This window comes from Streptomyces spiralis, assembly GCF_014654675.1.
GTDB lineage: Bacteria > Actinomycetota > Actinomycetes > Streptomycetales > Streptomycetaceae > Streptomyces > Streptomyces spiralis.
In genome coordinates, this window is the sequence record NZ_BNBC01000094.1 from 1 (window position 1) to 11,479 (window position 11,479).

Genomic DNA, 11,479 nt, shown 5'->3' on the forward strand with positions numbered 1-11,479 from the left:
CGCAGCAACCTCATCAACGGATGCCTCGCCGAAACCGGACTCACCTTGACGACATCACGACAACAACGTCAGTAACGGGGCTGTCCGGGACGGCGCCAACGACGTGATCACACCCGCCACAGCAAGTCCACCACATCTGCGTCCAAGAGTTACGGGACAGCCTTTAGGGTGCGTGGGCGCGAGCCGACAAGTGATCTCAGCATGCCGACTCCCGCCACGACCGCAGCCAGGTGAAGCACCGCAGCGACGGCGAGGTTTTCCGGCAAGGTGACGTCGCTGGGGTGGGCCAGTGCCACGAAGAGCGTGAGGGGCAGTTTCCAACCGCTCCAGGCGAAGAGCGAGCCCGACCCGAGCCAGCCGAGCGTCAGCAAGAGCCGGTGGGGCCCTCGGGTAGGACGTTGTCGAACGAGCATCCAGACGGCGGTGGATCCGGCGAGGGCCCAGAGTGCACCCACGCCCGTCAGCAGGTACCCATTGGTGTCCCTCTGCGCCGGATGTGCGACTCCGAGGGTGCCACCAACTGCCCAATACGCCCACGCAAGTCCGACGACGGCTGCGACGACAGCGGCCCATGGCACAGCCGCACGACTACCGTCTCCGACTCGCGCGGTGAAGGCTTCCGGCCAGCGCCGCCGCAGGTAGGCGGGGAGCGCGAGGGCCAGCCCCAACCCCATCCCGACAAAGCTGAACTGGATCAGTGTGCCTTCCCACCCAGGCATGGCAGAGTCGTCGCCCCGCTTCGTCGCGCCGCTGCCTTGAGCATCCAGCACCGTACTGAGCACGGCGTAGGGCAAGATCGACACGAGGAACCCTGCTCCCGTCCAGGTGCAGAAGGCCACCAGCCATCCTGGTATCCGCATGCCCCAGGGCCGCACCAGGGCGAGCGCCAGGGCGATACCGATCCCCGCCATACCGATCGTCACGGTATTGAGGAGGACCCACCCGGCCAGGTTGAAACCCTCCCCGACCGGCGCCAGTCCCAGCAGCGAGCCGACGACCCACGACACCTTGATCAACAGATAGGGCGACATTGCCAGCGCCGCCCCGTATCCCGCGCACCGTCCAACCCGATCCCAACGATCCACCCGGATACCCCTTCCTCGGCAAGACCTCCAGCCTCGGGCATCACCTTGCTCGTGTACGTCCACCACGGGGAGCGTTCACCTCCGTCGGACGGCAGAGCCCGGCCTCGTCCTCCAGACGGACCGTGCGCGCGAGCTGCCCTCATGAACCCTCACTCACAAACCACCGGCTCAGTGGCATGGGGGCTCTCATGCCACGAGGACGGGGGACGGGACTGTAAATCGTTCGGTGTAACTCCCGATCATGGAAGTGCATCGATGACCAGTGAGAACGTGGCCGAGCACGAGGCCGGCGAGTCGGCAGCGGCTGTGTCGGCCAGGGCCGTGGACGACCAGCTGATCGACGAGTTGGTGAGCCGGGCCCAGGCAGAGGGCCTGCAGCTGACCGGCGAGGGCGGACTGCTGCAGCAGCTGACCAAGCGGCTCCTGGAGTCCGCTCTCGAAGGCGAGATCACCGACCACCTCGGCTATGACAAGCACGATCCGGCGGGCAAGGGCGGTGGCAACTCCCGCAACGGCAAACGCTCCAAGACCGTCCTGACCGACGTGGGACCGGTGGAGATAGCCGTGCCCCGCGACCGGGACGGCTCCTTCGAGCCGAAGATCGTCAAAAAGCGGCAGAAGCGCCTGACCGGCGTCGACGAGATGGTGATCTCGCTGGCCGCGAAGGGCCTGACCACCGGTGAGGTCCAGGCTCACCTTGCGGAGGTCTATGGCGCCGAGGTCTCCCGGCAGACCATCTCCACCATCACCGACAAGGTCCTCGAGGGCATGGCCGAATGGCAGAGCCGTCCTCTGGACTCCGTCTATCCGGTAGTTTTCATCGACGCCATCCACGTGAAGATCCGCGACGGCGCCGTCGCCAACCGGCCCATCTACGTGGCCCTGGCCGTCACCACCGAAGGCCGGCGCGAGATTTTGGGTCTGTGGGCCGGCGACGGCGGTGAGGCCGCCAAGCACTGGCTGCACATCCTCACCGAGATCAAGAACCGCGGCGTGAGCGACGTGCTCATGCTCGTCTGCGACGGCCTCAAAGGCTTGCCCGGGGCAGTAGAGACGGTCTGGCCGAGGACCATCGAGCAGACCTGCGTGGCCCACCTGCTGCGGAACTCCTTCCGCTATGCCGCCCGCCAGGACTGGGACAAGATCGCCAGGCTCCTCAAGCCCGTCTACACCGCGCCGACCGAGGAGGCCGCACTGGAGCGGTTCGCCGAGTTCGCCGACGCGTGGGGCAGCAAGTATCCGGCGATCGTGAAACTCTGGGAGAACGCTTGGGAGGAGTTCACGCCGTTCCTGCGGTTCGACACCGAGATCCGCCGCATCGTCTGCACCACCAACGCGATCGAGTCGGTCAACGCGCGGATCCGGCGAGCGGTCAAGGCCCGCGGACACGTCCCGAACGAGCAGGCCGCCCTGAAGTGCGTCTACATGGCCATCATGTCGCTCGATCCCACCGGCAAGGGCCAGGCCCGCTGGCGTGCGCTGGAAGACCGCGCTGAACGCCTTCGACATCACCTTCGACGGCCGACTCTCAGCAGCCCGCCAGTAACCCAACCACCCTGGTTACACCATTCGTTTGACAGACCCGATCATGACGTCTCCGTGCAGGCCGGCTGGGATGTTCCGCCGGCGGCAGCGCAGAAGGGGCCCGCGTTTGCGGGCCCCTTCTTCTGGTAGCGGGGACAGGATTTGAACCTGCGACCTCTGGGTTATGAGCCCAGCGAGCTACCGAGCTGCTCCACCCCGCGTCGGTGATGCCACTCTACATGGTGGATCATGCGGGACTCGGGTCGGGCGTCAGCCGCCGCGGACGATGTTCTCGGCCTGCGGGCCTTTCTGGCCCTGGGTGACGTCGAAGGTGACCGTCTCCCCTTCAACGAGTTCCCGGTATCCGTTGCCCTTGATGTTGGAGTAGTGCGCGAAGACGTCCGGACCGCCGTCCTGGGCGATGAATCCGAAGCCCTTCTCGGCGTTGAACCACTTCACAGTGCCGCTGGCCATGCTGCCGTCCTTCGTTCTCGCTGGGAGAGCCAGTTCTGGGTGAGACGGGGGCCTTCCAGCTAGAAGACACCCAGCGCACGTCCTACCCCACTCGCAACCCGGTTATCCGATCATTGCCTGCAGCGCGTCCGTGTCGCCGCGCCAAGGCCGCGTACATCGCCACTGCCCGATCGGGCGCGGCCAACACAACCGCCGTCATTGTCGACGCACCCCCCTGTCACCAAGCGCCGCACCCCAGACCCCGCAGCGTCAGAGGTCGTTTCCTCTCGTTGTTTCATCCCGTGATGACGTCTTGATCCGATGATGTCGGGTTGCGCCAGGAGATGGTGTACTCGCCGGTGAGGCGGCGGGCCATGAGGTCGGTCATGGCGAGCTCGGGCAGCAAGCACCACGTCCTCACGGAGGGACCGGGCATCCCTCTCGCGGTGTCGCTGACCGGTGGAAACCGCAACGATGTCACCCAGCTGCTGCCCCTGCTCGACAAGGTCTCGATTGTCGATCATGGTCGTGTGGTGGGGGACGCGTCTCGTGCAGCGGTCATCAGCGATCGGAGGATCACGGGCCTGTCGGCTGATGTGCTCGCTGAACTCGTCGCCGAGGTGGGCTCCCGCCTTCCAGGCAAGGGTCCCGTACCAACACGCCGTCCCTTGAAGCCGGTGTCCGAGCCGCCGCCGGGCATCAGCCCGCCGAACCCGATGCGTCGGAAGAACGTGGACTTGCGGGGGTGGGGGCGCCGGAGAGCAGCGCGCGGGCCTGGAAGGCGAGCCATAGGTCCGTGATGTCCGCCGTTTCCGCCAGGGTGCGGCCGGTGAGCTGCTCGACGCGCTGCATGCGGTACATGACGGTCTGCTTGTGGACGCTCAGGGCGGCGGCGGTCCGCTGCCAGGAGCGCCGGTGCTGCAAGAACGTCTCCAGCGAGGCGGTCAGCTCGGTTCCGTGGTGCGCGTCGTAGGCAAGCAGGGGGCCAAGGACGCGGTCGACGAGCACCTGGGCCTCCTCGGTGCTGCGTAGCACCGTGAACGTCGTCTCCTCCCCGTAGCGGGAGATCCTTCCGGGCGCCTTGCGTGCCAGGGACAGTGCCCAGACGGCCTCGCGCCGGGCGGCGGGCAGTCGCCCGGGGGTGCCGGCCGCGGCGCTCACCCCGAGGGCGGCGTCCGGCCCGAGCTTCTGGCGCACCGCCTCGATGCCCGGCCAGGCGTCGCCCACCAGGGCGTACAGCAGCTCTCCGCTGCGTAGCAGCAAGTGGGGGATTCGGCGTCGGCCCAGCGCCAGATGCAGGTCGCGCTGGCCGGCGCTGTCGTCGGACTGGGCGGCCATGACGACGGCGCGGGCGGGGTCGATGCCGGCGGCGGCCAGCTCGCGGTCCGCGGCGGTCGCGTCGATGCCCATGTCGAAGAGGCGGGCGAGCAGCTCGCCGCCGAGCCGTCGCTCGTGCTCGCGCAGCATCCCTTGGTGGGCCGTCTCGACCGCGGCGGCGGTGGCCAGGTGGTGCAGCAGCGAGGTGTCCGCGCCGGGCAGCCGTACAGCGAGCAGGACGGTCGGCTCCTCTGCGGGGACCTCGACCGCGAGCGCCGTGGTGCCGTCGGCGAGCGGAACGTGCAGCACGCCGGGGATACGGCCGTCGTGGGCACGGACTTCGGCGAGCAGGGCCGAGCGCAGTGCGTCCTCCGGCGCCGGGGCCGCCGGTTCGACCGGGTTTCCGGTGGACGTGTCCAGAAGCAGCAGCCTGCAGCCCAGGTCACGGCCCAGCCGGGCGGTCGGGGACTCGCCGGTCCGTCCGCCGAGGGCGTCCCGCAGAGCGCCGTAGATTCGCTCGATCTGGCCGACGCGGACGGGGGCCTCGCCCGAAGTGGCGTCGGCGACCGCTCTGGCCAGTGCCGCGAAGCTGACCGAGTAGGGAACCGTGAGCACGGCCAGGGCACGCTCCTCGGCCGCCGCGGCCAGTTCGTCGGTGAGCGGCGGCGTCTGGTGGTCCTCGCCGATCACGATCCCGCTGGCGCCCGCGTCCGCACAGCCGTGCAGCAGTTTTGCCTGGGCTCGGCCGTCACGCGGCAGCGTGCGCCCGTTGCGCATGAGCAGTTCGCCGCCGGCCATCCAGTCCCATGGACTGTCCAGATCCGAGGCATGGGCCCAGGAGACGGTCCTTTGCAGGCCCCCCTCGCCGGCGAAGAGCTCAAGGCGCAGGTGGGGGAGGTTCAATACGTTCGCCACTGTTTCCGACACAAGCACCCCCACGTTGTTTGTGTGTATACAGAAGTATGTTGTGTGATCGCTCAAAGCACAATGGGTGATTGTGCCTTTCGTCGCGTAGAAAGGCTGACCCCCCTGATCGCAGACTGATGCCCTTCCGGCCAACGGATTCCGGCCACCGAGTGGCTGGTGGGTAGCCGATGCGGACCCTGAAGGCAGGGGTCGGACGAGGAGCCAGCAGTGACAAGACATGAAGGCGCGTCCCCTCCGCCGGGACACGGCACACCGGCATCCGGGGGCGAGCAGGTCAGCCGTCTCAACCAGGGCTTCAGCTTCCGCGCGGCCTTCTCGATGGCCTTCGCGGACGTCTCGCCCATCGTCGCGCTCTACGCGATCTTCACCCTCGGGCTGTTCGCCGCCGGTCCCGCGTTCCTGTGGGCCTTCCCGGTCGTGCTGGCCGGGCAGCTGCTCGTCGCCCTCGTCTTCGGCGAGCTCGCCTCCCGGTGGCCGTACGCGGGCAGCGTGTACCAGTGGGCCAGGCACGTACGCGGCACCTCGTGGGGCTGGGTCGCGGCATGGGCGTACTCCTGGGGCCTGACGCTCGCGCTGTCCACGCTCGCCTACGGAGCGGCCGGATTCCTGCTGCCGGCCGTGGGGGTCTCCGACCCCAGCCACACCGCCACCACCGGTACCGCCATCGCGATCCTGGCGGCCGGAAGCATCACCAACATGGTGGGTCGCACGGTCCTGAAGGTGATGGTCGTCGCCAGCATCGCCTGCGAGATCATCGGCTCGGTCGGACTGAGCACCGTGCTGCTGCTGTTCCACCGGGTCAACCCGGTGCACGTGCTCTTCGACGGCTTCGGCACCCAGTCCGCCGGTTCCTGGCTCGGCGGCCCGATGCTGATCGCCGTAGCCTACGTCGGCTGGTCCTTCGTCGGCTTCGAGGCGGCCGGGTCCATCGCCGAGGAGGTCGACAAGCCCGAGCGCAACGTGCCCAAGGCGATCATCCTGTCGCTGCTGTGCGTCGCCGCGATCGTGATGTACTCCAGCATCGCCCTGGTGCTCTCCATCCCCCACCTGAACAAGGTCATGGCAGCCAAGACCGGCGACCCGGTGACCGACACGCTCGTCACCCAGTTCGGCTCCGGGATCGGCCGGCCCCTGCTGGTCCTGTTCGTGATCGGCTTCCTCTCGAGCTTCCTCGCCGTCCAGGCCGCCGTCTCCCGCTGCCTGTGGGCCTCCGCCCGCGACAACGCGCTGCCGGTCTCACGCCGACTGGAGAAGCTGGCCGGACCCGAGCGCCTGCCGGTGAACGCGATCGCGCTGACCGGTGTCGTCGCCGCCGTCTTCGTCCTGCTGTCCGGCTCGAACCTCTACGGCGCGCTGGTCAACTTCACCACCATGGGCTTCCAGATCGCCTTCGCGGTCCCCGTCGTCGGTGCCGCCGTCACCCGGCTGCGCGGGAAGTGGCAGCCCGGAGCGTTCAGCCTCGGCCGCTGGGGCACCCCCGTGACCCTGCTCGCCGCGCTGTGGACCATCGCGCAGACCATCAACATCGCCTGGCCGCGCGCCTCCATGGGCGACACCTGGTACCTGCGCTGGAGCATGATCCTGACCACCGCGGTGCTCACCGTCCTCGGAGCCGTCGTCTTCGCCGCCGTCCGGGGGCGCATCCGGCGGCCCCTGGCCGACCGGCTCACCACGACCGGCCCCGCGGATTCCACACCGCCCGCCTCCGCCGCTCCGGCGATCGACCTCCGGAGGGAGTCCGCATGAACGCGCCCGGCGCACGGAAGACAGCGCTCGTCACGGGGGCCGGAAGCGGCATCGGAGCCAGCATCGCCGCCGCGCTGCACACGGCCGGGTGGACCGTCGCGAGTCTCGACCTGCGCCCGGCCTCCGCCCCGGCGCTCGCGCTGTCCCTGGCCGCCGACGTCTCCGACCCCGCCGCTGTGCGCGCCGCGGTCGGCCAGGCGGAAGCGGACCTCGGCCCCATCCACGCCCTGGTCAGCGCGGCCGGTCACTACGAGATCCAGCCCTTCTGCGACATCAGCCCCGAGAAGTGGAACCGGATGCTGCGGGTCCACCTCGGCGGACTGGCCAACACCGCCCGCGCGGTCCTTCCCTCGATGGTCGCGCGCCGCGGCGGCAGCATCGTCGCCGTCACCTCCGAGCTGGCCATCGGCGGCGGCGACGGCGACGCCCACTACGCCGCCGCCAAGGGCGCCGTCATCGGCCTCGTCCGCAGCCTGGCGGCCGAGGTCGCCTCCAGCGGCGTCCGCGTCAACGCCGTCGCCCCCGGCCCCACCGACACCCCCCTGCTCGCCCCCGACTCGCCCTGGCGGGCCCCGGACTACCTCGCGACCCTGCCCACCCGGCGCCTGGGCCGCCCGGACGAGGTCGCCGCGAGCGTGCGGTTCCTCGTCGACGAGGCGACCTTCTGCACCGGCGAAGTCCTCTCACCCAACTGCGGAGCGGTGATCTGACCATGGACCACTCCCACCAGCCGCTGGACGGCGCGGTCGCCCTCGTCACCGGTGCCACCCAGGGAATCGGGCGGGCCGTCGCGGCCCGCCTGGCCCACGACGGAGCGCGCGTCGCGGTCGGCGACCGCGCGCACACCCCCGCCATGGACGCCATCGCGTCAGCCATCGGCGGCGTCCCAGCCGTGGCCGACGTATCCGATCGCGCGCAGGTCCACGCCCTGGTCGGCCGTCTGAACCAGCAACTCGGCGACATCGATGTCCTGGTCTGCAACGCCGCCTACATGACCATGGGCCGCTTCACCGACCACGACGAGGCCGACTGGTGGAAGGTCGTCGACACCAACCTGACCGGCACCTTCCACCTCATCCAGGCTGTCCTGCCCGGCATGCGCCGGCGCGGCCGGGGCCGCATCGTCGTCATCTCCTCCGAGTGGGGCGTCACCGGATGGCCCGAGGCCACCGCCTACTCCGCCTCGAAGGCCGGGCTGATCTCCCTGGTCAAAACGCTCGGCCGAGAGCTCGCACCCGAGGGAATCGTGGTCAACGCCGTCGCCCCCGGCGTCATCGACACCCCTCAGCTCCAGGTAGACGCGGACAGCGCGGGGCTGCCCCTCGACGACATGCACAAGCTCTACGCCCAGAACATCCCGCTCGGCCGCATCGGCCGGCCGGAGGAGATCGCCTCCGCCGTCGCCCTGCTCACCGACTTCCGGGTCGGCTCCTTCGCGGGCCAGACACTACAGATCAACGGAGGATCCACCCGATGCCGCGTGTAACCCGCCCTGACGCGAACACCGACAACACCGCCACACCGCCCGTCGGCCAGACCGACGGCCAGGCCAGCCCCCGCTACGCGGGCCTGACGACCTTCGCACGACTGCCCCGTATCCACGACGTACCGAGGCACGACGTGGCCGTCGCCGGCGTCCCTTTCGACGCGGGTGTGACCTTCCGCCCCGGGGCCCGCTTCGGACCTTCCGCGATCCGCGAGGCCTCCCGGCTGCTGCGCCCCTACAACCCGCAGCTCGACGTCATGCCCTTCCGCGACCAGCAGGTCGTCGACGCGGGCGACCTCGCCTGCAATCCCTTCGACATCGCGGCCGCGAGCAAGGAGATCGAGGAAGGGGCCTACGAGCTGATCCGCGACGGTGCCCGACTGGTGACCCTCGGCGGCGACCACACCATCGCCTATCCGCTGCTGCGCGCCATGAACCGGGTCCACGGACCCGTCGCCCTGGTGCACTTCGACGCCCATCTCGACACCTGGGACACCTACTTCGACGCGCCACTCACCCACGGCACCCCGTTCCGTCGCGCCGCCGAGGAAGGCCTGTTCCTGCCCGGCTCCAGCGCGCACGTCGGCATCCGCGGTTCGCTCTACGACCTCCAGGACCTCAGCAGCGACGCGGAGTTGGGCTTCACCATCGTGCACTGTGCCGACCTGGAGACCCTGAGCGTGCGCGACGTGGTGACCCGGCTGCGCCAGACGATCGCCGAGGCGCCGCTGTACGTGTCCGTCGACATCGACGTGCTCGACCCCGCCCACGCACCTGCCACCGGCACCCCGGAGGCGGGCGGCATGACCAGCAGAGAACTGCTCGGCATCATCCGCGGCTTCAAGGGCCTCAACCTGGTCGGCGCCGACGTCGTCGAGGTGTCCCCGGCCTACGACCACGCGGACATCACCAGCGTCGCCGCGGCCAACGTCGCCTACGAGTTCGTCTCCCTGTGCGCGGGAGGCCGCCGGTGACTCCGCGACCGGCGCAGCCCGTCGACTGGCCGGGGGAGATGCGCGCCGCGGCCTGTTTCAGCTTCGACGTCGACGCCGAGTCGGCCGTGCTGCACCAGCACCCCGAGGCCGCACAGCGCATGTCCGTGATGAGCCACCAGTCCTACGGGCCGCTGGTCGGCGTCCCCAGGCTGCTGAAGATGCTGGATCGCCACGGCGTGAGGGCGACGTTCTTCGTCCCCGGATGGACGGCGCGGCGCCACCCCGACACGGTGCGGGCCATCGCGGACGCCGGCCACGAGATCGCACACCACGGCTATCTGCACGAGCCGCTGACCGGCGCCGACCCCAGCACCGAGGCCGACTACCTCGACCGGGGTCTGGACGCGCTGGAATCGACGGCCGGTGTGAGGCCGGTGGGGTACCGGGCTCCCATGTGGGAACTCACCTACAACTCCCCCCGTTTGCTGGCCGACCGCGGCTTCCTCTACGACAGCAGCCTCATGGACGCCGACCACCCCTACGAACTCGCCGTGCCGGGAGCGCAGTCGCTGGTCGAGATCCCGATCCAGTGGGCCCTGGACGACTGGGAGCAGTACTGCTATCTCCCCGGTATCTCCGGCAGCGGACTGATCGAGAGCCCGCGCAAGGCTCTGGAGATCTGGACCCTGGAGTTCGAGGCTCTCCGACGGGAGGGCGGCTGCTTCGTCCTCACCACCCACCCCTTCCTGACCGGCCGGCCCTCACGGGCGGCCGCCCTGGAAGAACTCGTCGAACGAGTCAGCGCGGCGGCGGACACCTGGGTGGCCCCACTGATCGACATCGCCCGCCACGTCCGATCCCTCGGCCTGTCACCACGCACCCTTACGCCACCTGATCCCCACATGTGACACGCCGACTGGCCGCACCACCTGTACTGAAGATCCACTATCTTGAAGTCGCTGGTCACGGGGCTGGTGCGGGCTGTTGATCGTGTGTCCGCGCTGGTCGCGGGCGGTGGTCGCAGGGATCTTGATGAGGCAGCATTCGGCAACTCAGCGACAGGCCGTGGACTCCGTCGGCCAGTGCACGTGGGTGGTGCTGGGGTTGGCGTACACACACAGATCCACCGACAGCTCGCGAGTGACGTCCTTGCTCGGCCACCTAGGTGGGTATCTCGGCCGGCCAGGGCCGGTCCGATCAGGACCACGCCAGGCTGAGTCCGCATGCTGCCCGAGGCCGGTACCGCGCAGCTTGCCGTACTCGTGGTCCAACCGTTGAGCGCCGCCTCCCCGACGACGTCCCCCGTCGCTTTCTCCACCACAGTGAGGTCCAGCGGGACGTCCTGGCCACACCGCGCCTGTGGCCGTGCTTCATCAGGTCCGTTCTCGCCGTGGCTGCCGGCCGGCCGCATCGTCTGCAGGCCCATGTTGGTGCTGCTGTGTGCTGGGCAGATGGAACAAGAGACCCGTGGCTTGGCTGAAGGAGAGACCGTGGCGCAGGACTCATCACTGGGGGCTGTCGGATGGGCGCGTTCGTTCCCGATCAGCAGCGGAGTGAGGGCAGCCAGGGACTGGACCCGTAAGCATCTGATCACCCTCGGCTGGGACCGGACAGCACCGGATCTGGTGGACTCGGTCGTGCTGGCCGTATCCGAGCTGGTCACCAACGCCCATGCCCACGCCGGCACCGACGCGCAGCTCATCCTCACCTGGGACGAGAAATGCCTGCACGTGACTGTGCATGACGCCTCAACACGGCTGCCTCGACAACGTCACGCAGATGACAGCGCCCTCGGGGGGCGCGGGCTGCTCCTGGTCGACGCCCTCGCCGACGGCTGGCAGGTCCGCCGTTGCCCGCGCGGCAAAGACGTCATCGCCTGCTTCCAACCGCCACCTTCAACGCACGCGAGTTGACGTGCTCCCTGGCCTGAAGTCCAGGGATTCCGGCCTGGGTCGTCTGACCCTTCCGGGGGCTTCCTGCTTCACCGCGCTGTGCGGGCACGTGGG

9 protein-coding genes, 1 tRNA gene and 2 pseudogenes are annotated in these 11,479 nt (G+C 69.2%); 8 read left to right on the forward strand and 4 right to left on the reverse strand.

All coding sequences use genetic code 11. The features are described 5' to 3' along the window. Positions 1-149: 149 nt before the first annotated feature. Positions 150-1,031, reverse strand: a complete 882-nt coding sequence (locus tag IE318_RS43280; protein WP_229904187.1) for a hypothetical protein — start codon at positions 1,029-1,031, stop codon at positions 150-152. 309 nt (positions 1,032-1,340) lie between these two features. Between IE318_RS43280 and IE318_RS43285 the strand changes: the two are divergent. After that, a pseudogene (locus tag IE318_RS43285) lies at positions 1,341-2,631 on the forward strand (IS256 family transposase). 122 nt (positions 2,632-2,753) lie between these two features. Here the strand turns inward: IE318_RS43285 and IE318_RS43290 are convergent. Continuing rightward, positions 2,754-2,830: transfer RNA gene (locus IE318_RS43290), tRNA-Met, on the reverse strand. 49 nt (positions 2,831-2,879) lie between these two features. Continuing rightward, entirely contained in the window at positions 2,880-3,083 is a 204-nt protein-coding gene (locus IE318_RS43295; protein WP_189908328.1) for a cold-shock protein, read from the reverse strand. A gap of 377 nt (positions 3,084-3,460) precedes the next feature. Between IE318_RS43295 and IE318_RS43300 the strand changes: the two are divergent. After that, positions 3,461-3,571 (forward strand): annotated as a pseudogene (locus IE318_RS43300) (IS5/IS1182 family transposase); the annotation flags it as partial. 190 nt (positions 3,572-3,761) lie between these two features. On the opposite strand, the gene IE318_RS43305 reads toward IE318_RS43300, so the two are convergent. Next, the gene (locus IE318_RS43305; RefSeq protein WP_189908329.1) at positions 3,762-5,282 is read right to left on the reverse strand and encodes a PucR family transcriptional regulator; all 1,521 of its coding nucleotides are present in this window, start codon (positions 5,280-5,282) and stop codon (positions 3,762-3,764) included. Positions 5,283-5,513: 231 nt separating this feature from the next. On the opposite strand from IE318_RS43305, the gene IE318_RS43310 reads away from it, so the two are divergent. From IE318_RS43310 to IE318_RS43335, 6 genes are all read left to right on the forward strand, one after another. Then, a complete protein-coding gene (locus IE318_RS43310; RefSeq protein ID WP_229904188.1) occupies positions 5,514-7,052 on the forward strand; it encodes an APC family permease in 1,539 nt (512 codons plus the stop codon). Beyond that, positions 7,049-7,762 (forward strand): SDR family NAD(P)-dependent oxidoreductase, encoded by a 714-nt coding sequence (locus tag IE318_RS43315; RefSeq protein WP_189908330.1) that lies wholly within the window; start codon positions 7,049-7,051, stop codon positions 7,760-7,762. Before IE318_RS43310 ends, IE318_RS43315 begins: the two co-directional genes overlap by 4 nt. Before the next feature lie 2 nt (positions 7,763-7,764). Further along, a complete protein-coding gene (locus IE318_RS43320; protein ID WP_189908331.1) occupies positions 7,765-8,538 on the forward strand; it encodes an SDR family NAD(P)-dependent oxidoreductase in 774 nt (257 codons plus the stop codon). Beyond that, positions 8,526-9,512: an agmatinase gene (speB, locus tag IE318_RS43325; RefSeq protein WP_189908332.1), complete on the forward strand. Its 987-nt coding sequence runs from the start codon at positions 8,526-8,528 to the stop codon at positions 9,510-9,512. Before IE318_RS43320 ends, speB begins: the two co-directional genes overlap by 13 nt. Then, complete coding sequence (locus IE318_RS43330; RefSeq protein WP_229904189.1) at positions 9,509-10,381, forward strand: polysaccharide deacetylase family protein; 873 nt, start codon at positions 9,509-9,511, stop codon at positions 10,379-10,381. The genes speB and IE318_RS43330 overlap by 4 nt, the downstream gene beginning before the upstream one ends. A gap of 582 nt (positions 10,382-10,963) precedes the next feature. Then, on the forward strand, positions 10,964-11,386 hold the full coding sequence (locus IE318_RS43335; protein WP_189908335.1) for an ATP-binding protein: 423 nt from the start codon (positions 10,964-10,966) through the stop codon (positions 11,384-11,386). The last annotated feature ends 93 nt before the right edge of the window (positions 11,387-11,479 follow it).